The organism is Pseudorhodobacter sp. MZDSW-24AT, assembly GCF_002794355.1.
GTDB lineage: Bacteria > Pseudomonadota > Alphaproteobacteria > Rhodobacterales > Rhodobacteraceae > Pseudotabrizicola.
The window spans coordinates 146,867-169,004 of the sequence record NZ_PGOI01000013.1 but is presented as its reverse complement, the minus strand read 5'-3'; the positions used below and the strand labels follow the sequence as shown (position 1 = coordinate 169,004).

17 protein-coding genes are annotated in these 22,138 nt (G+C 62.2%); 14 read left to right on the top strand and 3 right to left on the bottom strand.

Translation table 11 applies throughout. The features are described 5' to 3' along the window. Window positions 1-80: 80 nt before the first annotated feature. From CUR21_RS17510 to CUR21_RS17500, 3 genes are all read right to left on the bottom strand, one after another. Entirely contained in the window at window positions 81-335 is a 255-nt protein-coding gene (locus CUR21_RS17510; protein ID WP_100198358.1) for a hypothetical protein, read from the bottom strand. A 312-nt stretch (window positions 336-647) separates the two neighbouring features. After that, entirely contained in the window at window positions 648-3,053 is a 2,406-nt protein-coding gene (locus CUR21_RS17505) for a YbcC family protein (protein WP_100198357.1), read from the bottom strand. A 24-nt stretch (window positions 3,054-3,077) separates the two neighbouring features. After that, a complete protein-coding gene (locus CUR21_RS17500) occupies window positions 3,078-4,628 on the bottom strand; it encodes a proton-conducting transporter membrane subunit (RefSeq protein ID WP_369802548.1) in 1,551 nt (516 codons plus the stop codon). 102 nt (window positions 4,629-4,730) lie between these two features. On the opposite strand from CUR21_RS17500, the gene CUR21_RS17495 reads away from it, so the two are divergent. The 14 genes from CUR21_RS17495 to CUR21_RS17430 all read left to right on the top strand — a co-directional run bounded on the left by CUR21_RS17495 (window position 4,731) and on the right by CUR21_RS17430 (window position 22,123). Then, on the top strand, window positions 4,731-5,609 hold the full coding sequence (locus tag CUR21_RS17495; RefSeq protein ID WP_100198356.1) for a LysR family transcriptional regulator: 879 nt from the start codon (window positions 4,731-4,733) through the stop codon (window positions 5,607-5,609). Window positions 5,610-5,899: 290 nt separating this feature from the next. Beyond that, window positions 5,900-7,216: an EAL domain-containing protein gene (locus CUR21_RS17490; RefSeq protein WP_100198355.1), complete on the top strand. Its 1,317-nt coding sequence runs from the start codon at window positions 5,900-5,902 to the stop codon at window positions 7,214-7,216. Between the two features lie 132 nt (window positions 7,217-7,348). Then, on the top strand, window positions 7,349-8,014 hold the full coding sequence (locus CUR21_RS17485; RefSeq protein ID WP_100198354.1) for a hypothetical protein: 666 nt from the start codon (window positions 7,349-7,351) through the stop codon (window positions 8,012-8,014). 64 nt (window positions 8,015-8,078) lie between these two features. Further along, the gene (bcsA, locus tag CUR21_RS17480; protein ID WP_100198353.1) at window positions 8,079-10,400 is read left to right on the top strand and encodes a UDP-forming cellulose synthase catalytic subunit; all 2,322 of its coding nucleotides are present in this window, start codon (window positions 8,079-8,081) and stop codon (window positions 10,398-10,400) included. Beyond that, window positions 10,397-12,763 (top strand): cellulose biosynthesis cyclic di-GMP-binding regulatory protein BcsB, encoded by a 2,367-nt coding sequence (locus tag CUR21_RS17475; protein ID WP_100198352.1) that lies wholly within the window; start codon window positions 10,397-10,399, stop codon window positions 12,761-12,763. The genes bcsA and CUR21_RS17475 overlap by 4 nt, the downstream gene beginning before the upstream one ends. Beyond that, window positions 12,760-13,854: a glycosyl hydrolase family 8 gene (locus CUR21_RS17470; RefSeq protein WP_232622847.1), complete on the top strand. Its 1,095-nt coding sequence runs from the start codon at window positions 12,760-12,762 to the stop codon at window positions 13,852-13,854. Before CUR21_RS17475 ends, CUR21_RS17470 begins: the two co-directional genes overlap by 4 nt. Beyond that, a complete protein-coding gene (locus CUR21_RS18815; RefSeq protein WP_198431742.1) occupies window positions 13,851-15,341 on the top strand; it encodes a hypothetical protein in 1,491 nt (496 codons plus the stop codon). The genes CUR21_RS17470 and CUR21_RS18815 overlap by 4 nt, the downstream gene beginning before the upstream one ends. A gap of 549 nt (window positions 15,342-15,890) precedes the next feature. Next, a complete protein-coding gene (locus CUR21_RS17460) occupies window positions 15,891-17,501 on the top strand; it encodes a diguanylate cyclase (protein ID WP_100198351.1) in 1,611 nt (536 codons plus the stop codon). A 293-nt stretch (window positions 17,502-17,794) separates the two neighbouring features. Continuing rightward, window positions 17,795-18,043: a hypothetical protein gene (locus tag CUR21_RS17455; protein WP_100198350.1), complete on the top strand. Its 249-nt coding sequence runs from the start codon at window positions 17,795-17,797 to the stop codon at window positions 18,041-18,043. Then, window positions 18,033-19,034 (top strand): sensor domain-containing diguanylate cyclase, encoded by a 1,002-nt coding sequence (locus tag CUR21_RS17450; protein ID WP_100198349.1) that lies wholly within the window; start codon window positions 18,033-18,035, stop codon window positions 19,032-19,034. The genes CUR21_RS17455 and CUR21_RS17450 overlap by 11 nt, the downstream gene beginning before the upstream one ends. A 460-nt stretch (window positions 19,035-19,494) precedes the next feature. Then, a complete protein-coding gene (locus CUR21_RS17445; protein ID WP_100198348.1) occupies window positions 19,495-19,998 on the top strand; it encodes a YbjN domain-containing protein in 504 nt (167 codons plus the stop codon). Between the two features lie 27 nt (window positions 19,999-20,025). Next, window positions 20,026-20,847 carry a pyrroline-5-carboxylate reductase gene (gene proC, locus CUR21_RS17440; protein WP_100198347.1) on the top strand — a complete coding sequence of 274 codons (822 nt, stop codon included), beginning with the start codon at window positions 20,026-20,028 and terminating at the stop codon, window positions 20,845-20,847. Further along, window positions 20,844-21,176 carry a tRNA-binding protein gene (locus CUR21_RS17435; RefSeq protein ID WP_100198346.1) on the top strand — a complete coding sequence of 111 codons (333 nt, stop codon included), beginning with the start codon at window positions 20,844-20,846 and terminating at the stop codon, window positions 21,174-21,176. The genes proC and CUR21_RS17435 overlap by 4 nt, the downstream gene beginning before the upstream one ends. Continuing rightward, window positions 21,176-22,123 (top strand): D-glycerate dehydrogenase, encoded by a 948-nt coding sequence (locus CUR21_RS17430; RefSeq protein WP_100198345.1) that lies wholly within the window; start codon window positions 21,176-21,178, stop codon window positions 22,121-22,123. The genes CUR21_RS17435 and CUR21_RS17430 overlap by 1 nt, the downstream gene beginning before the upstream one ends. The last annotated feature ends 15 nt before the right edge of the window (window positions 22,124-22,138 follow it).

Below are 22,138 nucleotides of genomic sequence, written 5' to 3'. Positions count from 1 at the left end.
CGGCGCTTGCCGGGTGTCCCTCCGGTCCACCGAAACGCCCGACGACGGGGCTGCGCGCGCGTGGCGACAAGACCCGACGCTTAGGGTTTGAGAGGTGAGCCCAAAGCGCGTTTGCGGGCGATGTCTTCCGGATCGAATTGCTCTTGATCGCCATTGTCGGTCGGGTCTTCGTCCAGAGGATCGTTGCCGGGCAGCACATTGCCTTCGCTGTCGGCATTGAGCGTGTCTTCCTGCGGCCAAGGAAGATCATCTTGCGCTCGGTCAAACACAGGCACCTGCTCATCTTCTGGCCGCGTGGTTTCGGAAGGCACGGTTGTTTTGTCACGTTCAGCCATGGGATGCTCCTGTCACTTGGGGTGCTGAACCAATCCATGGGGGCGGGATTGGTTCCGTGGGTCCTGCGACGTGGGCGCATCCGCTGATGAGACGTCAGGGGCAGAGTGCGGGCATCAGGCCTGATGCCCGCGCAAGGCAGTATTTGCGGCGAAGGTCCGCAAGCGGTGCAAAAACCCGCGCTTTGGCGGATGAGTCCGAAGCACGCTTGCAGGGAAGGGGAGCGCCGGAAGATCTGAACGGCGAAGCGTTGGCACCCACAAGAGTGCTCAGGGCGCGCAAGCCTGCCAAGAGCGGGCATGCGCGCCGTGACGTCAGGCGACAAAGGGCAGTGTGCGCGGCGCTTCCTCCGCCAGCGCCGCCGGTCTTTCTGGCTCCCACACAAGTCCCGGGCGGTAGCGGGCAACGATTTTTCCGTCCTCCAAGGCCAGAAGATGCAGCCAACCATTGTCGAACAGGTGGCGCAGCTCGTTGTGGCGCGCCAAAATATCGGACATGGCGGCCGTTGGCGCTTCGATCAGGACAGACAGGCGCAGCGGGTCATGGACGGGCTGCATGCCGTCATGAACGCTTTGCCATGGCAGGCCCGCGCGCAACATCCCGCCATTGCCTTGCACCACGCCGATCCCGCCCACGACATTGTGGAGCAGCTTGTTGCCGCCCCCAAAGGTTTCCGGCGCGACGGTCGAGGCGTAGTATTGCAGGCTGATCCAGCTTGCGACCACCACGGGCGCGGTGAGGATCAGATTGAGCGTGGAGAAATCGGTGTCTGTCTGCCAGTCATAGCTGTGAAGAAAGGCGCGGCCTTGCAAATCTGACCCTGCCGTGATCGCGCGCGGCGCGGCGATAAAGGCGGAACAGCCAGCAAGCCCCCATTCCGGGCGCACCTCGGCCCAGTCATGCGCGCGTTTGGCGACGGTTTGAGCCGTCGCACCCGGGAGCCGGAAGGCCCGTTCCGCCCGCGCCAATTCCGCCGCGCGCGCCAGCATCTTTTGCGCCGCCTGCAGGTCGGCCGCATGGTCCGCCCCGAGACCGTCTTCATGAAGGGTGATGTGGTCGGTGGTTGTGTCGTGCAAGCCAGCAAGGAAAACCGTATCTGCGGGCAGCACAATCCCATGCGCAGGCAGTCCGGCCCGCGTTTCGGGATCGTTCAGCAAGGTTGCCAGTAGGCGTGCCGAAACCTCACCCGTTTGCCCGCCGCAAGCGCCGCAATGATAGGCGCTTTCATGGGGGTTATTCCGCGCCGTGGCGCCATGCCCGAGCAGCAGCACAAGCCGGGCATGACCTGTCGTCATGCTCATGGCCTTGAGGATCGCCGCCGCGGTGGCCACCTTGGCCTCGGGCGACCATGCTGTGTCAAAGCGCGGCGCGGGTGTGGGTTGCGCCTTTTCGTGCCGCCCCAGCGCATCTTTCATCAGCTTCATCCCGTAAACGGGTCCAGCCGCCTCGACGAAAGCAAAGGAGGAGACGGCGGCTTGCCGGAAGCGCCCCCAAGCCCGGGTTGCGCGTGCCACGATGCGTGTGGCGTCCTCGACTGCGGGGGAGGCTTGGTTGGAGGAGGTCAGGCTCGGCGCCAGAAGGACCGGCAAATGTGCTGTGACTTCGGCAGACCCATGGGCCCGATGGGCCAGCGGCAGGCCAAAGAAGCCCGCAAAGCCAATGGTGGCGATGCGTGGGTCTACGGTCTCGAGGGCGCGGCGAAACACCTCGGAGCGCACATCGATGCAGAATGCGGCCTGAAGGAGCGGGCGGCCCGTCTCGGCCTTTGGCCGTGCGACCTGCCCGGAGAGCCAGCGCTGATGGGCCCGTTCTGACGCCTCCTGCAAAATCGCATCAAGCACATGATCCGCTGTCGGGGCGACGGGGGCCGTGTGCCGGGCGCGTGTTTCAGCCCATTTCGCGGTCACTTGCGGGGCATGTTGCAGGAGCGCCTCTTCCCAGATCAGGCGGATCGCAAGCAGATCAAGCAGGGTTGTGTCACTGCTGCCCTTGCGCTCGGCTTCCCACAAAAGCCAGCGCGCGTGCTGCGCCCAGCCGCCCATTTCCATGTAAAGCCGGTGAAACAGCGTGGGAGCCGCCGCTTCGGTGATCTGCAAGGTTTCTGCCGCGCGCAGGATAACGCCTTGCGCGTTGTCGGGAGAGGCGGCGGCAGAGGCGCAAAAACCGTGAAGCCCTGCGATCTCGGGCGACAGATCATGCGCCGCCCAGTCGCGCCAAGCGGCAAGGGCACCTTGCCGCGGGGCAGGGGTCCAGAAGGCCTGACCAAGATCAAAGTAAGCGGCCGCCCAAAGCCCGAAGCTGCGCTCGATCAGGTCGGGCCAGTCCGTGCCGGTGGCCCGGGCTGCCAGATCCGCCACTGTGGGCAGCGACTTGGGCGGCGGCGCGTCTGTGGCCAGTTTCGCCTTGAGCAAGGCAAGATCACGCGGCTTGAGCGGCGCGCGGCTGGCCAGAAGGGCGGTGGCCAGATCGTCATCGCTGATCTTTCCTGCCAAAACGTCAGATGCGACCGCCGGGCGTGGCCGTGTCAGCCTTGCGCCCGCGACCCGTTCAAGGCGCGCGGCGGCGGTGGCCAGATCTTCATCGGTCTGCCCAAGGAAAGGGTTGACGGCGACGGTCGCGGTGAGAGGGAAGGCAGGGGGGATGGCGCGCGCGGCAGATGTGGCGGCCTTCAGCAGACCCGCGATCCGGGCAGGGGCAATGGTGATCGGTGCATGAAACATGGAAGATCTCCGGGGCTGGGGGGATTAAAGGGATTTGTTCGTGTTCGGGCTGTGGATCAGCCGGTCAAACAGCGCGTTCAGATACAGCCCATTTGCCAGATGCACCCGCAGCCCTGCCACCGCAGGATGGTGCGCCCAGTGCGGGAGCAATGATTGTGCGACCGCCACAGCCCCGAAGGACAAAAGGGCCAGCACGAGAAGCGCCCACTCCAAAGGTCCGACGCTGGGTGCCGGGGGCACTGCATGGCCCCAAAGCGCGGCTGCGAGCGTGTGGAAGGTGAAATAGGCAGTGGCAGCGCCGACAGAGGCGGCAGCGGTGCGCAAGGTCAAGGCCAAGGGGGCGGTGTCCGCAAGGCCCTGCGCCACCAGATAGGCAACACCGAACACGAGGATCATGCCCAGCGCGAGGGCTTGCAAAGATTTCTCGCCGCCCATCGCGATGAATGCGGTGGCCACGCCCGTGAAAAGCAGAATGGCAAACAGGAACGCCAGAGCGACGGCCCGGAGCCCGGGCACAGCAACAGGCCCCGCCTTGCGCGCCGCCGCGATCCTTTGGATCGCGCTGCCCGACGAGAGGAAGGCGTGGGCCTTGTACAGCGCATGCGCCACGATGTGGAGCAGCGCCAAGGCCCAGAGGCCGAGGCCGCATTGCAGCAGCAAAAAGCCCATCTGCGACACGGTCGACCAAGCGAGCGCTGTTTTGACCGCGGATTGCGTCAGCATGACGACCGCACCAAACAGGGCGGTAAGCCCGCCGATCATCACAAGCGCCGCCATCGCACCGGGGCTTGACTGAACCACATCGGCCATCCGGATCAACAGCAATCCACCGGCGTTGATAACCCCGGCATGCAGCACGGCCGACACGGGGGTGGGCGCTTCCATCACCTCGGTGAGCCAGCCATGCACCGGAAAGGCCGCAGTCTTGAGAATGGCCGCAAGAACCAGAAGCGCCGCCGCACCCTGAGCAAGCGGTGGCAGGCCAGCGGCGGCTGCCGTCTGGATGGCCTGCACATCGGCTGTGCCGAACGCAAACCAGAGCAGCAAAGCCGCCCCCGCAAGCGCCGCATCGCCTGCGCCCCAAACCAGCGTAAACTTGCGCGCGGCGCGCTGCGCTTGCGGCCGCTCGGGGTAAAACAGAAGAAGCTGGCGCAGACACAGGCCGGTGGTCAGAAAGCTCAGCACCAGCATGGCAAGGCTTGCCGATTGGACCAGCACCAGAACGGCCGCCAATGTCGCCAGCATCAGCGCATGGAACCGGCCCTCGCGGGCCTCCCCATCGATATACCGGCGCGCGTAGCGCAGCACGATCCATCCGATAAAGCTGACCAAAAGGCCCATGGCCGCGCTGACCGCATCAAGGCGGAGCGCCAAGAGCAGAGGGCCGGTGCCCAAGGTCAACGTGGAAGGGCCGGTCAGGATCAGCCAGACAGCGGCGGCCACAGAGAGGGCCAGTGCCGACAGGGCCGCAGCCTCGGCCAGCAGGGGAACGGCCTGCGGTCGGCGGCCGGGCCGCAGCGCGGCAAAGGCAGCAGCCGCGGTAAGCGGCAAGGGGGCCAGCGACAGAGGGTCCATGATCATCTCCGCATCAGAACAGGGGGCTGAGGAGGAGATAGTCGCTGGCGTGAAATCAGAAAAATACATATTATCTGCGAATAACTTTGATAAAATAGAACGATGGCTCAGATCAACCTGCATCACTTGCGTCTGTTTCGCGCCGTGGCGACGGAGGAGTCGCTTACCGCCGCCGCGCGGCGGCTCAACCTGTCGCAGTCTGCGTTGTCGACGCAGATTCGCACGTTGGAACAAACACTTGGCCATGATTTGTTTGAGCGCCGGGGGCGGGTTTTGGTGTTGACCGAGGCGGGTCGCATTGCCCTTGACCATGCCGAGGCCATCTTTCGCACCGCCGAGGATCTGAGTGCGACACTGCGCGAAACCGGGCGCAGCAGGCAGGTGTTGCGGGTCGGCGCGCTTGCAACGCTGTCACGCAACTTCCAGCTGCGATTCTTGCAGCCGCTGATCGGGCGGGCCGATGTGGAGGTCGTTTTGCGGTCGGGCAGTCAGGCAGAGCTGTTGCGTGGCTTGTCGGCGACGGCGCTGGATGTTGTCCTTACCAATCTTGCGCCCCCCCGGGATGCCGCCAGCCCTTGGTTGGTGCACCGCCTGTCTGAGCAGCCCGTCAGCCTGATCGGCACGCCGTCCCGGCTTGGCACCGGCCCGTGGCATCTGAAAGATCTGCTGGCGCGGGAGCCGATTGTGCTGCCGACGCGCGAAACAGCCTTGCGCGACGGATTTGATGCGTTGGTCAGCCGTCTTGGGATCTTGCCCTCGTTTGCGGCAGAGGTTGACGATATGGCGATGTTGCGCCTTTTGGCGCGTGAGGATGCGGGGTTGGCTGTCATCCCGCCCATCGTCGTGCAGGACGAACTTGCTCGCGGCATTCTGATTGAGGCCGCAAAACTGGACGGTTTGGCCGAGTCCTTTTTCGCCGTGACGCGGGAAAGGCGCTTTCCCAACGCGCTGTTGGCCCCCTTGCTTGAAATGAGCGCCTGACTGCGGTCGGAGGGCGCTGGGCTGCGCGCCAAAGGCGGCAGGGGCAAGGTAAGGACCAACAGCTTTCAGATGCGTGGCCGGTGACGATGCCGCCGCCGCAGGATGCGGCGGGTTCCGTTACGGCAAGCCGTGTTTTGCATCCCAATCCCTGCCGCCGCTCTTGTCAGAGGGGGACCATCTTCCCTATGCATTTGTGCTGAAAAGAAAATTCCCCGCTGCGGGTTTTTTGTGGACATAGCGCGGCGAATGACTTCTTCATATTCCTGCAACTGGGAGACTTAGGGCTTTAGATGTGCGCCACCACGACAGCATCGCTCTGTACCGTGAGCGAAGAGGGCGGTTCTGCGGACGGCTTGTCTTGGCGCAGCCAGTTTCTTCGGGATGTCGTCGCGCATCTGCAAAGGGAAAAATGCGATGCCGTCCTGTGCGTGTTGGACATCGACAAGTTCAGGTTTCTCAACGCGGCGGTTGGAAACCGGGTGGCGGATATTGCGCTTGGGCAAATCGCGGAGGTTTTGCACGCGCATCTTGGTCCGGGCGGATTGATGGCGCGCACTGGCGATGATGAATTCTCGGTGTTGTTCCCCGGGGCGGATATGCCCACGGCGCGCAAGGATGCGGCGGCGCTGATGGAAGCGCTGGCCGCCTATCGCCTGGATTGGGAGGATCAGGCGTTCAGCTTTACCGCTTGCGCTGGTCTTGCTGCAGTGCGGCAGGGCGCGCCACCCGCAAATGCGCTTCATGCCGCGATGATCGCCTGCTGTGCTGCGAAAGACATTCGTCCCGGCACCATCCTGACCTCGGACGACACCAACGGGGCGCTGGATCGCCATCGTGCCGATGCGCGCATCATGACCGGGCTGCAGTCGGCGGTGAGTGCAGATCGGCTCCGGCTTTATGCGCAAGAGATTTTTAGCCTTGATCCATCGGCGGGCGACGTTCTGGAGTTCGAATTGCTGGTGCATATGATCGACGTGGACGGGCGGGAATTCCCGCCCTCTGCGATCATTCCTGCGGCGGAACGACATGGGTTCATCCGGGGGCTGGATCGGTGGGTGGTAAAGGCGGCGCTTGTTGATCATGCCGATCTGCTGCGCCGTCATCCGAATGTGACCCTTTCGCTCAATCTCTCGGGCATGTCGCTGTCGGACCCGGGCTTATGGCCCTATGTGTCGGGGCTTTTTGCGCAGTCCGATGTGGCCGCCTCCCGCATTCAGTTTGAAATCACCGAAACCTCGGCCATCAGCAACATGCCGGCCGCGATGAAGTTCGTGCAATCCGTGCGCGCCATGGGCTGCAAGGTGGCCTTGGATGATTTTGGGTCTGGTTTGTCGAGCTTTGTCTATCTGCGCACATTCCCGGTCGATTGCATCAAAATTGACGGGGCCTTCGTCGCGCATGTTACCGACCCGGAAAGCAAGGATCGCGCGATCGTCCGTGCCATCGTGCAGGTCGCCCGCGACCTGAGGCTGACGGTTGTTGCGGAACATGTGGACAGCGCCGAAATTTTGGCCACCTTGCGTGACCTTGGTGTTCAAAAAGTGCAAGGATATCTCATTTCTGAACCCCGTCCTTTTCGTGAGATGTTTGAAAAGTTGCTCTCTTGACCCTTAAGTTGTGGCTTTTTGCGCACGCTTGACGGTTCAGTCGAGGTCAGAATTTGTTTATGAATTGAGCTTGTCCGCAATCCATCAGCTAGTCTGCTGACAACAGGATCCGAGATGCGAAGCAAGAATCAAATGTTCAATTGTTCTATTGCCCGCCGCCTCGCAGTCTTGCTGGCTGCCCTGGCGCTTGCCGCTTGCAATGTGGTGCCACCGCAACTGTCTCCGATGCTCGACGAAGTCGAAGAAACGACAGCTTTCGCGACGGTGCCCTTGTCTCGGGCATGGGTGAATGTGCCCGAGGCGGTGCTGGTCACCGAGCGGGGCCTGGTCAACAGCCGCGAGCAGCGGATCGGTCTTGCGAACCGGACCACCGTCAGCGGCGACAACGTCATGACCTTGCGGGCGCGGGTTGCACAGGGCCAGCAAGAAGGGCGCTTCCGTTATGAGGAGTTCCTGCGCCGCATCGGTGGCCTGCCCGAGCCGTTCACCACTTTGCAGGCGGGCGATCTTTTGACGGGCGAAGATGAGCTTGGCACCTATTTCTGGGGGGAAAGCCGTCTGGGCGCGAACACGGTGTGCGTGCTGGGCCTGCGCCGCCTTGGCACCGGCTTTCGCCAGATGCCCGGCAACACCAACGTCATGGATGTGATGCTGCGCAACTGTGTGAACGGCGACGCCGAACAGGCGCTGGCACCATTGTTGGCCAGCAGCATCGGCTATGTGTCCGGGGTTGGTGCGGCGGAGACGCGGGGAAGAATCGAGATGCTGTCCCCCTTGGCAGGCCCGACGCCGCGATGAAACTGATTTTTAAGCTGGTATTTTCCGAGTGCGTCTTCGATCTATTTTCAAGGAGTGAGACTCGGTGAAACAGCGCCGTCTCAGCGGGCTTGGCCTGCTTCTGATCTGGGCCTTGCTGATCGCCCCCACGATTGTTCTGGCGTCGGTGCCGTCCTCCACCGCCGCGCAGGGCCTGTTGGGCATTGTGGCCATTGTCATTGTCGTTCTACTCAAGCCTTTTGCCACCAATACACTTGCACGCTTCGCGCTGATGGCGGTGTCGAGCGTGATCGTCATGCGCTACTGGATGTGGCGGTTGACCGACACCCTGCCAGAGCCGGGCCTGACCCCGTCCTTTGTTCTGGCAATCATCCTGTTTGTGATCGAAACCTATTCGATCATGGTCTTTTTCCTGAACACCGTGATCACAGCGGACCCCACCCAACGCGCATTGCCGCCGAAGGTCGCGTTGGACAAGCTGCCCACGGTCAATGTGCTTGTGCCGTCCTACAACGAGCCGCCGGAGATGCTCGCCGTCACCTTGTCGGCGGCGAAGAACATGATCTACCCGCGCGACAAGCGTGTGGTGGTGCTCTGCGACGACGGCGGCACCGATCAGCGCTGCAATTCGCCCGACCCGGAATTGGCGCGCAAATCCCAAGAACGGCGGGCCGAGCTGCAAAAGCTGTGCAGCGATCTTGGCGTCATGTATTCCACCCGCGCGCGCAACGAACATGCAAAGGCCGGCAACATGAGTGCGGCCTTGGCCAAGCTCGACGGTGATCTTGTGGTCGTTTTCGACGCGGACCATGTGCCTTCGCGTGATTTTCTCGCGCGCACCGTGGGTTACTTTGTGGATGACCCCAAGCTTTTTCTGGTTCAGACACCCCACTTTTTCATCAACAAGGACCCGATCGAGCGGAACCTTGGCCTGAAATGTCCGCCGGAAAACGAGATGTTCTATTCCATGATCCACCGGGGGCTGGATCGGTGGGGCGGGGCGTTCTTTTGCGGCTCGGCGGCCGTTCTGCGCCGCAAGGCCTTGGACTCGGTGGGTGGATTTGCGGGTGAGACGATCACCGAAGATGCCGAAACGGCTCTTGAAATCCATTCCAACGGTTGGCGCAGTCTTTACCTTGATCGGGCGATGATCGCCGGACTTCAGCCAGAGACATTCGCTTCGTTCATCCAGCAACGCGGCCGGTGGGCGGCTGGCATGATGCAGATGCTGATGTTGAAGAACCCGCTGTTCCGCAGCGGTCTGCACTTTTTGCAGCGGCTTTGTTACATCAACTCGATGTCCTTCTGGCTGTTCCCGATCATCCGGCTGGTCTATCTGCTCGCGCCGCTGACCTATCTTTTCTTCGGGGTCGAGATTTTCGTCTCTACCTTCCAGGATGCGATGGTCTACACCCTGAGCTACATGGCGGTGAGCTTCCTGATCCAAAACGCCCTGTTTGCACGCTATCGATGGCCCTTGATTTCAGAGGTCTACGAGGTCGCCCAAGCGCCCTATCTCGCCATGGCGATCTTCCGCACCATCCTGAAGCCGCGCGGCGCAAAGTTCAACGTGACGGCAAAAGACGAAACGCTGGCGAATGATTACATCTCGCCGATCTACGCGCCCTTGCTGGTTCTTTTTGCGTTGATGGTTGCGGGCATGGTGGCGCTGGTTACGCGCTGGATTGTCTTCCCGGGCGACCGCAGTGTTTTGGGCGTGGTGGGCACATGGGCCGTGATCAACTTCTTGCTCGTGTCCTTGTCGTTGCGCGCGGTGGCGGAAAAGCAGCAACGCCGCAGTTCTCCGCGCGTGGAGATGGAAGCGCCGACGACCCTATGGTGGGAGGGGTCGGGGGAGACCCCGCTTGATGGGATCGTTCTGGATGCGTCCACAAGTGGCGCCCGCATTCGGGTGACCTCGGGCAAGCAAGGCGCGCGGATGGTGACAAAGGGGGAAACCGTCCAATTCAGGCCCATCTTCTCGGATGCGCCACATCTGGAGCGCCCCGTGAAAGCGGTGGTCCGCATGATCACCGAAACGCCCAGCGGGCCGGTGCTTGGTCTGCTGTTCCTTCCCGATCAGCCGATGGAAGTGCGCGAGACCGTGTCTTTCCTGATCTTCGGGTCCAGTGAGAACTGGCTGAAGCTGCGCGAGGCGACCCGCGCCAAGAAAGGGCTGATTGCCGGGATCTGCTATGTGGTCTGGCTCAGCCTTTCGTCCTTGCCGCGCACGATCGTAGATTTTCTGAAAGAACCCGATCGTCGTCGGCGGGCGGCACAGACTGCCGGTCATCAACGGAAAGCGGCCCATCTGGTTGCATTCGGTGCCGATTTCCAAGAAGACCTGCCGTCTGAAGATCCGGCGACCTTCAAAAGCGCAGCATTTATCGGCGGAGATCCGCGATGAAGGCCGTTCGTGCATTCGCCATTGCCCTGCTGATGCCCTCCGGTGCCTTTGCGCAGGACACAGACAATCCCACGATCCAGCTTGCCCCGATGACGCCGTCGGCACCGGTGTCACCGTCCGCCCCGCAAACAGCCTCCGAAGCGTCCGAAGACACGGGCGAGGCCCCCCGGATCGATCTGGCTCCGATGACCGCTGGCGAAGGACAGCCTGCGGCCGTGGCTCCGCCGGAACCCTTGGACAGGGATGGGGCTGGGCCGGGTCTGCCCGGCGAGACCGCAGCCGCGTCGCTGCCGCCAGAGGGCTGGCTTGTGGCGCTTTCGCCGTCGGCTCAGAATATCCCCACCGAAGTGCGCATTGGTGGCAGCATGCCGACGCCGCGCGTCTTTCGTTTGAGCGGGGAAGAGGCCGATGCCGCGTTTTCGCTGACTTTGCCGGAAGGGGCGCCCCCGCCGACAGAACTGCGACTTTCGCTGCGATCAAGCGTGAACGTCCTGCCCGATACATCCACCTTGGCGGTGCAGATCAACGGAACCGACGCCGGTGTCATCACCTTGGACGGCTTCGGAGATTTCTCCGAGAAAGTCATTGAGACCACGGCGCTTGTTCCCGGTGTGAACAGCATCACCCTGCGCGCTGTTCAAGCGCATCGCATCTTTTGCGGTCCGGATGCCTCCTTTGCGGTCTGGACCGAGGTCGACCTTGGCAACAGCGGCATCCTGATTGATCCCGCGACAATTCCCTTGAATGCAGACGGTTTTCTGGCTGCGATGAAGGCACAGGTGGCGCGCGGTGGCGCTGTCGAGATCGTTGCCGACGAGACCACCGATGCAGGCCTGATCCGCGAAGTTGCGAGCCGGGTCACGCATCTGTTGGGGGGCGCGCCGCGACTGGAGGTGATCCCGTTTTATGCCATGCAGTCCGGTCCAGAGGCGCGCGCGCGCATTGCCCTGATCAGCGCGGATGAGCCCCGGGCCTCGGTGCGGCGTGGGGCCGGCGGCGCTGTCGTGTTGCAGGTCGAGCATGTCGGGGACACCGGCCCTGACATTTCTGCCATGCTTCCCGACAGCCTGAATGCGCCCAATGTTCCGATGCTTGCGCCCGGAGAAGTGACCACGCTTCAGGCCTTGGGGAGCGCAGACATTCTTGCCAATACCCATTACTTCAGGCGCGATATCGATTTTCGCTTGCCCGATGACTGGTTGCTGCTGGCATCCCAGAAAGCGGAATTCAACATCCACTACGGGTTTTCGGCTGGTTTGGCACAAGGCGCGCTGCTTCTTGTGAAGATCAATGGCGAAACGATCCGGCTGCTGCCGCTGGACCGCGATGGCGGCGAGATTCTGCCGCCCCTGTCCATCAGCTTCCGAGCGAATTTGCTGAACCCGGGGATCAATACCTTGACCCTTGAGATGACAGTGCCCGGCGATCCGCCGGATTTGCCTTGCACCCCGCGGACGACCGATATGCTTGTGGTGTTGGCGGACAGCAACCTGAACGTGCCCCCATCGCCCAAGATGCAGCAGGCCGATATGCTGCGCGGTCTGTCGCGCGTGGGGGGCGCCAGTGTCGTGGTTCCGAATGCTTCGGCGTCGTCATCGGCCCTGCTGGCTTTCGGCGCGCTGCTGCAGCCCTTGGTCGCAGATGACGTGACCGCACAGCTGAACATCGTGAGCCTTGACACCGTGGGCTTGGTTCCAACCGGGCAGACAGAGGTCACGCGGCGCATGTTGCAGGATGCGGTGTATCCGTCGCTGGCAAGTTCCGGTGCTTTGCCTTCTGTGGCGGAGCCCGTGCCCGCGTCTCCGGGCTTCAGACTGGCGCCCGCAGCGGGCGGCCAAGCTGCAAGCCCGGCGCCTGCCGCGCCGGCACCTGCCTCTGCGGCGGCAGATCGCGCGCTGGGTGGTGCGGGATCATGGGTGTCGCAGAAATTGGCGGAGTTGCGCGCCTTTATGCTGCCGGGCGCGGTCAGTCTGGAAGAATGGCTGGAAGGCAAGAGTGGTGAGGCCTTGCTGTTGCAGCTTGATCCGGACACACCCAATGACATTTGGCTGATTGCCGGGCCGAATATCGCGATGACCGATCTTGCACGGCAAGTCGACACGTTCCGCCGCAGTGCGCGCAGCGATACGCATGTGCAGGCCGCATTGCTTCAGGCAGATCGCACTTGGATCACTTGGTCAGAAATGCGGCGTCCCGAGTTGCTTGAGCCACTGTCCCTGCGCAACATGCGCACGGTGCTTGGGAATTACGCGTCTTGGTCGCCTTTGACATTTACAGCGCTGACTTTGATCTTGGCGCTGCTTTCCATCATTCCGGCACTGCTCTTTGTGCTGATGACCCGCCGTTCAGGGAGCAGAACATGAATCGTCGCCAGTTTGTCGCAACCATGGCTGCGGCCTGTTCGGCCTTGACCTTTGCCTCAAAGGCTTGGTCGCAGCAGGCGCAGTCGATTGCCGGGGTGATCCCCGCCGATCACCCTTTGCAAGAGTCTTGGCGTGCTTGGAAAGCGCTGTGCCTGACGCCGGAAGGGCGGGTGATCGACGGGTTCCAGAATGCGGACAGCCATTCGGAAAGCCAGAGCTACGGGCTGACACTCGCAGCCGTGTTTGACGACCGCGAGGCTTTTGAAAGCATTCGCGTCTGGACCGAGGAAAATCTCGCCATAAGGGACGATGCGCTTCTGGCGTGGCGTTGGCGGCATGACCAGCGTCCGCATGTGCCCGATTACAACAATGCAAGCGACGGCGATCTGTTCTACGCTTGGGCCTTGGCGGCGATGGCGGAACGCTATCAACGGCCAGCCCTTCTGGACCGTGCCCGGGCCATCGCGCAGGATCTGGTGCGCCTGTGCAGTGTGCCGCATCCCAATGGCAGCGGTCTGATGCTGTTGCTGCCCGCGCAGCAGGGTTTCATCTCGGATGAGGGACTTGTCATCAATCCGTCCTATTACATGCCGCGCGCCATGCGTGAACTGGCGGCAGCAACCGGCAATGCGGCCTTGCAACGTCTTGCCGATGATGGGGTGACCCTGATGGGGCAGATCGCCGAGGCGGGGCTTGTCCCGGATTGGGTGACGATCCGCGCCGATGGATGGGGACCGCCGCCCGAGCGTTTTTCGTTCAACGCGGGCTATGAAGCCGTCCGCGTCCCACTTTTTGCGGTCTGGTCGGGAACGCCTGACCATCTTGCCGTCAGCCGCTTTGTCACCGCCACCGAGTTGGAACCCGCCGAAGACGCAACGACCATCTTCGAGCGTGCCTCTGGTGTTTCGCTCGAACGCAGCCCGCATCGCGGCTATCAGGCGGTTGCAGGCTTGGTGGCTTGTGCCGCTTCGGGTAATGTGGGCGCAGCGATGCCCGCATTCACGACAGAACAGCCCTACTATCCCGCGACTTTGCATCTCATGGCGCTTGTCGCTCAGGCAGAAATCTATCCTCAATGTGTGCCCATATGATCCGATACGCATATCTTGCCTTGGCATTGACCTTTGCGGCGCCGCCGCTGTTTGCGCAGACCGCCCCGGAAGGGAGCGCGGCCCCAGCTCCGGCGCCGACAGCCGCTGCGACGCCCAGCTACACCGATGTTCAGGCCCTCAACTTCTATCTTCAGCAGAATGATCAGGTTTCTGTCGAGGCAGAGCTGCGTCGGCTGAGAACAAAATTCCCTGAATGGGTGCCGCCGGAAGATCTGCGGACCCTCAGCATCACTCAACCCTCCACCGAGATTGACACGGTGTATCGGCAGATTGCGGCGGGCCAATTGGCCGAAGCGCGCGAAACCATTCGCAGCACGCAAGCGGCCTATATGAATTGGGTGCCGCCCGCCGATATGATCCGCCTGCTGGAGACCGCAGAAGGTCAGATCCTGCTGGACAAGGCGCTGGACGCCGGGAATGCAGCAGAGGCGCTGGAGATCGCCAGCAACACCGACGGTTTGTTGCGCTGTGATCGGGTCAACAATGCGTGGCGGATTGCAGAGGCTCAGGCGGCGCAGCAGGCGTCTTCTGCTGCCTTGGGCACCTATAGCGCCATTGTCCGGGCGTGCACCGGATTTGCGAACATCGTCGCCACGCTGGAAAAGTCTGATGCCGTCGCCTCGCAAGGGGAGTTGGACGAGTTGTTTGCGGTTGCCGCTTCGCGTTTCCCGGACTCAACCGAAGATCTGGAGGCCTTGAAGGCGCGGCTCATGGCAGGCCGGGGATTGCAGACCGGCGACATTGCGATTGCCTCTGAGCCCAGCGTGCGGCCACGTTCCCGCGAGACTGCGGACACAAATGCCGTGGCCCCGGCCGCGACCCAAGCCCCGGCCCCAGTCCCCGCGCCCGCCCCAGCGGCCCCCCCCGCGCGGGTGGCAAGCGCCCCGGTGGTGGTCGAGGTGATGCGCGAGGCGCCTCCGCCGCCGCCGCCAGCGAACACTGGGGGCGGCTCCTCGGGGGGCAGCGGTGCGCAATGCCTTGCGGCCACGAATGGGGCCACATCCCCGTCGCGCTTGGCCGAGCGTGGCTGGTGCGCCTATAATCTGGACCGTCCGATGGATGCCTTGGCCGCCTTCCAAAGTGCAGAGGCACGCCTGTCGGGCGATCAGCGGCGCGATGCGCGGTTTGGGATGGCGCTGTCCTATCTCAAGATGAACATGACAGAAGAAGCCGCCCGCATTGCCGCAACCACGCAGCTGACCCATCAGCAGCGGGTGGATACAGAGTCGATCATCCTCGATCAACGCGGTGTGTTGGCCTACAAGAAAAAGCAATACCGCAAGGCCATTGGCTATTTCGATGCGCTGGAGCAGATTTCCGGCAAGTTGCGGCGGGATCTGGCCATTCTGCGTGGCTATTCTTACCTGAACTCGGGCAACCGAGCAAAAGCGCGGAGCCTGTTTCAGGACTTGCACGATCAGCTTGCAACCACGGAAACCAACATGGCGCTCGACGCCTCGCGGTAAGGAGCGCCCGCGCCGCGCATCGACGTCGGCGCAAATCTACACTGTCGATCGGGCGGCATGGCGGCCTGCGCTTGGCATGGACAGGCGCAGGCCGTTCTCTATCCGGCCTGCCATGGCCGCGTGATCGCCTGTTGCGATCCGATGTCATCGGCGCTTTTTGCAAGCACTGCCGTGATGGCATGATGGCCTTGGCCGGTCGTGACCACATGGGAGACGGTCCATTCACCTTTGCGGGCAAGTGCAGCCCGTTGTGTGCGTCTGTGCAAGAAACCGCGTGATGCAGGCCCGGTGATGTTTGACCGGGCAGATGCTGGCCGCCGCACGGGTGGGGGCGGCGTGGCCGATCCGGTTGGCGCGGGCCCACAGTTGCCGCGTGCTGGACGTTAAGGTTTTTCGTCCATGAAATGCTGTCCCGATCAAGGCATGGGTTTGCCATGATCCCGCCACTAATCCCTGCCACATCAAGAGGAATCTCGGTCCTGACGGGCAGGGGTGAAAGACGGAAAGCAGCCCGGTGCTGCGCACACTCAACTTGGCAGGTGTCGGCAGATGACGATGACGATCCTTATCTTGGCGGTGTTTTGCGTGGCATCTGTGGCACTGGCGATTGTGGTCGGGCGCATGTCGGAGTTTCACGGCAAGCCGTTCCTGATCCTGACGCAGGTGGGCGGCACAGCTTGGGTTCTTGCGGTGATCGCTGGCATGGTCGCGCAGACGCCGGAACTGCGCACGCTGTGGTCAAACCTGTCTTGGCTGGCCATCGTTGTCACGCCGACAGCGTGGAGCCTGTTCATCTACCGCTACATCAACAACATCCGTGGCGAGATCCGCTGGCCCGAAGGCGTGGCGCTGACCTTGGTTCCCATCGTCGTGCTGTCTGCTGCGGCGACCCACCCGTTGCATCTGTCCTTTGCCGGACCGGCTGTAGAAGTGAGTGGCGCCCCCTTGCTTCCACGCGACGTGCAAGACATGGGCTGGCTCTTCGTCCTTTGCGTGGGGTATTTGTACGGCGTCATGGCTTGCAGCACGGCCATCATGACGCAGGGGGCCTTGTTTGCGACGCGACTGCATCGCACCCGGTTCAGGGCGATGCTGGCTTTGACACTGCTGCCGGTCATCACCCATATTTCCTATGTGGTCTTTGGTGTGCGGTTCTTCGGCTTGGATGCAACCCCGCTTGCCTTTCTGCTGGCTTCGGCGGCTTTTTCTTGGCTTTTGCTCTCGGATCAGATGTTCAGCCTGTTGCCGATTGGAAACCGCGTTCTGATGGAGCGGCTGCAGGAGCCCGTGTTGTTCGTCGGCGCAGGCGGCCAGATCGTCAACGCAAACCCAGCGGCCGACAAGTTGCGGCTGATCGGTGAGTCCGGCGAGAGCCAGTGGCATCCCGAACTTCTGGCGCAGCTGCCGAAGATTCAGAACATGGGCGATGCGACAAAAGTCTTGCCCATCGCGTCACATCATTATGAGGCGCAGGTGGCCGTGCTGGAGGCGCCTTTCTCGACATCGGGCGAACCTGCTGGCTGGATGATCCTGCTCAAGGATGTGACGGCCCTGAAGCTTCAAGCGCTGCATCTGGAATATGCGCTGCGCCACAGCGAAAGACGGCGCAGCGCCGCCGCGACATTGCTGGATGAACTGCGCACGCAAGCCACCACCGACACATTGACCGGCCTGTCGAACCGCCGTGCCTTGGAAAACTGGCTGGCCAGCTTCAGACGCGATGCAAACGCGCGGGAACAAGAGATCCTGCTTGCGGTGCTGGACATTGACCATTTCAAGATGATCAACGATCAGCACGGGCACAGCGCGGGCGATGCCGTGTTGCGGCGCTTTGCCGAGGCGGCGATGCGCCACTTCCGCAGCTCTGACCTCATTTTCCGCACCGGGGGAGAGGAGTTTCTGGTGATGCTGCCCGGGATGAGCGAGATTGAACTGAATGTCCGTCTCGACCTGATCCGCCATGAACTGGGCAACAGCACGCCGATTGCGATCAAGTTCTCTGCCGGTGTCTCGGCATGGAACGGTGAGCAAGACGCCTTTGATGAGGCCTATGATGTCGCGGACAAGCGTTTGTATATCGCCAAGACAAGAGGCCGTGACCGGACCATTGGCACCAAGACAGCGATCCTGAGCCTTGTGCCGTCAACAAAGTCGGCCTGATCGGCAGAGCCAAGCCGGTGTGATGAGGGCGATCGATTTCGATCGCCCTTTTTCTCAGCTTGCAAAACCAGCCGGGCCTTTTCCTGCCTGCGCGTGGCGGCCTTTGCCGATCCTTCGCCCGGTGTCCGGGCGATGCCCTGAAAATGCCGCAATCGACTGTCAGTCAGGGTGTTAAAGTTTGGTTAATCAAGTGTTACGAGTGCTTTGATCAAACGAGTCACCCGCAGGCAGAGGCTTCGGGGCCGCCCTCCAACATGGCGTGCCGGAAAGTGCAGCGCAGCGAAAGCCCAGAGATGGTCGGAAGTCTTCCAGAGAATGTCGTCGCCGCAGCGATGCGGCCGATTGCCGAGTTCGACGTGCCGCAGGTGTTGCGCGCCAACATCCAGCGGCAGAGCGAAAAGCTGATGGGCCTTGCCATTGCGCTTCTGGACTCGGGCATGGACGAAAGCCAAGTGCGGTCCATTGTCGACCATGCCTGTGCGTCGTATCGGGATGAATTGACAGCCACGATCCTCGCCTTGAGGGAGCAAAATGAGAACTGAGCGGCAACTGAAAGATGAAGACGGGCGCCTTGCGGCTTTGCGTCGGTATGATGTGCTTGATACGCCGCCAGAAGAACCTTTCGACCGGCTGACCGAGCTGGTGCGCAAGGTGCTTTCGGTGCCGATCGCAGCCGTCAGCTTGATTGATGAAAAGCGGCAGTGGTTCAAATCGATCTCTGGTTTGGAAGCCTGCGAGATGTCGCGGGATCTTTCTTTCTGCGCGCATGCCATCCAGCGCCGCGAGCCGATGGTCGTTCCCGACGCAACATTGGACCTTCGCTTTGCCAAAAATCCGATGGTGACAGGGGAACCCTTCGTTCGGAGTTATCTGGGCATCCCGCTGGAAACGCCTGATGGTTACAACCTTGGCGCACTTTGCGCGATAGACTTCAAGCCACGGGACTTTTCCCCGAATGAGATTGCCATTCTGTCAAGCTTCGCAAAGCTGGTGTTGAATGAGCTGGAGTTGCGGCAGATCGCCAACACGGACGGCCTGACAGGCGCCATGACACGGCGCAAGTGGATGGAGGCCTGCGAAAGCGAATTCGAGCGCAGCCTGCGCTATGGCGCGCCAGCCTCGCTAATCCTGTTTGACATTGACCATTTCAAACGCATCAACGACACGCATGGCCATCCTGCGGGCGACGAAGTCTTGCGTGCTGTCGTGCAGCGCTGCGCCGAAACGCTGCGCGACGCAGACAGCCTTGGCAGGGTTGGTGGGGAAGAATTCGCGATCTTGCTGCCCTCCACCGATGCCGTCGGAGCCTTGAACTTTGCGGAACGCCTGCGCCGCCAGATCGCCGACACGCCAATCACGGTAAACGGCGTCGCGCTCTCGGTCACTGCAAGCTTTGGCGTCTCGTCGCGCACTACGGCCATAAAGGATGTCGATGCGTGGGTCAGCGTCGCGGACGCCATGCTGTATCAGGCCAAGGCCAAAGGGCGTAACCGTTGCGAGGCGAAGGCCGAAGCAACCGTCAGCATGTGCTGAGCAGCAGACCTTGGGTCAAACTTCAGGCGCTTTGCCTGAGCGGGGCGGAAGGCGGCTTGCCGCGCCGTCCTTTGGTCCCAATCCGATTTTTTTGAACGTGCGTCACCCTCTGTAGCGCTTTGCACTGCGGATGTCGCGGACGTTGGCCGCCACAGGGCTTGCACCCCCGGCCCGGATCGCGGAGAAGCACCTTGACGTGTCCGGTCTTGCCAGAATGCAGGTAAAGGCTGGGGGTGGCTGGTGAAATGCCCCGCCTAAAGCTGGCAACATGCCACGGATGCCCGTGTGGAAAGACGCATCCAAGGTTGTCCACAAGAGATTTGTTCAGAAATCGCTTTACAGGGTTTCGCTTCTGCAACACCATATTTAGTATGGTGTCGTCGGGTAATCGCAGAGCCTTGCCAGACGCTCAGCATGTCGTGGGTTGGCCCCCGCGGCGGGCATCATCAAGAGGTCGGGCATGTCACTTACGGAAGATTTTCTCAGCACAGACGACACGCATCCGATCGACATCGTTGAAACGCTGGCCGAACACCATGCTTGGGAGTTTGACAGGGTCACCGATGATCAGATCGCCATGGCGGTCGAAGGTCAGTGGCGCACCTATTCGCTGACGCTGGCATGGTCGGCACAGGATGAGACATTGCGTCTGATCTGCACCTTTGAGATGGAGCCGCCAGAAGGCAAGTTGCCCGGGCTGCTGGATGTGCTGAACCGCTGCAATGATATGGTCTGGACCGGAGCCTTTACCTATTGGACCGAGCAAAAGCTGATGGTCTGGCGCTATGGTCTTGTGCTTGCCGGCGGGCAGATGGCGGGGCCCGAGCAGATTGATCGGCTGATCTCCAGCGCGGTGATGGCGGCAGAGCGCTTCTATCCGGCATTTCAGCTGGTTGGCTGGGGCGACAAAGCACCTGCCGACGCGATGAAGGTTGCCATTGCCGAGGCTTACGGTCGCGCCTAACCTTGCCCCGTCAAGACGGGGAATGTGATGAACTTGGATATGATCAACCGCCGGGGTCTGGTGCTTCTGGGCTGCGGCAAGATGGGGTCGGCCATGCTGGAAGGCTGGCTGGGGCAGGGGCTTTTGCCGCAGGCCACATGGGTGATCGACCCGAACCCCTCGGATTGGGTCAAGAGCCTTGCCCAGAAGGGGCTACAGTTAAACGCGGGGATGCCAGAGTCTCCTGCCGTGGTGCTGATCGCCGTAAAGCCGCAGATGATGGGCGCTGCCTTGCCGCAGATTGCGAAGTTCGGCGGCGGTGACACGCTGATCGTGACTGTTGCCGCCGGAACCACGCTGGCCAGTTATGAGGCGGCATTCGGGGCCACGACGCATATTGTTCGCGCAATGCCGAACACGCCCGCAGCGGTTGGGCGTGGCATCAGCGCACTCATCGGCAACGCGGCCAGCACGGCGGCCGATCTCGATCTTGCCGAAGATTTGCTTTCGGCCGTCGGGCAAGTGGTTCGGCTGGAGGGCGAGCATCAGATGGATGCCGTCACCGCGGTTTCGGGCTCTGGCCCGGCCTATGTCTTTCACCTGATCGAAGCCCTCGCCGCCGCGGGCGAGGCCGAAGGGTTGCCGTCGGATCTCGCCATGCAACTGGCGCGCGCTACCGTGACTGGCGCCGGAGAGCTGGCGCACCGCGCGCCCGAGACTGCCGCACAGCTGCGGGTCAATGTCACCTCTCCCGGAGGCACAACAGCGGCGGCGCTCTCGGTGCTGATGGACCCTGACAGCGGCTTTCCCGCCTTGTTGCAGCGGGCGGTGAAGGCAGCGGCGGATCGGGGGCGGGAGTTGGGCAAATGATCAGCTATGACGATTTTCAGAAGGTGGACATACGGGTGGGTGTGGTCACGCGTGCCGAAGCTTTTCCCGAAGCCCGCAAACCAGCCATCAAGCTTTGGGTGGATTTTGGCAGCGACATCGGAGAAAAACGCTCGAGCGCACAGCTGACCCGGCATTATACGCCAGAGGCACTGATCGGCCGGCACGTGATGGCGGTGGTCAATTTTCCGCCCCGACAGATTGGCAAGGTGCTGTCCGAAGTGCTTGTTCTGGGCGTGCCAGATGAAGACGGTGAGGTGGTGTTGCTGACCCCCGACCAGAAAGTGCCCGCGGGCGGAAGGATGTTTTGATGAAACTGTTGATCACCCGCCCCTTGCCCGAGTCTGTGGTTCAAGCGGCATCGGCCCGATTTGATGTCACAGCACGAGACAGCACGCGCCCGATGTCGGGCGACGAGATGCGCGCCAGCCTGCGTGACTTCGATCTTGTGCTGCCCACTTTGGGCGATCGATACCAAGCCGATGTCTTTGCCGACGTGCCCAATCCGCGCGCACGGATGCTGGCCAATTTTGGTGTGGGCTACAATCATATCGACGTCGGTGCGGCCCGCGCGGCCGGGCTTCAGGTGTCGAACACGCCCGGTGCCGTCACGGATGCCACTGCCGATATCGCAATGACCCTGATGCTGATGACAGCCCGGCGCGCGGGCGAAGGGGAGCGGATGGTGCGCGCGGGTGCTTGGGAAGGCTGGCACCCAACCCAGATGCTTGGCATGCATGTCTCGGGAAAACGCGTCGGCATCATTGGGATGGGGCGGATCGGCAAGGCGATTGCCCGGCGCGCTCAGGCGGGTTTTGGCATGGAGGTGGTGTTCTTCAACCGCTCGCCCGTGGCCGATGCAGGCGTTCCGGCGCGGCAGGTCAGTCTTGCCGAAGCCATGGGGGCGGACGTGGTTGTGTTGGCCGTGCCCGGCGGCAAGGAGACGCATCATCTGGTGAACGCAACCACCTTGGCGCATATGCGCCCCCATGCCATTCTGATCAACATCAGCCGCGGCGATGTCGTGGATGAGGCGGCGCTTGCTGCCGCGCTGATCCGTGGGCACATCGCCGGTGCCGGGCTTGATGTCTATGAGTTCGAGCCGCAGATCAATCCGGCGCTCATGACGCTCGAGAACGTCACCTTGCTGCCGCATCTGGGCACTGCCGCGCTGGAGGTGCGCAGCAATATGGGCATGATGGCGGTGGAGAACCTGATCGCCTTTGCAGACGGCAAAGCCTTGCCAAACCCTGTCTGAAGCCTCCGCGCCCTG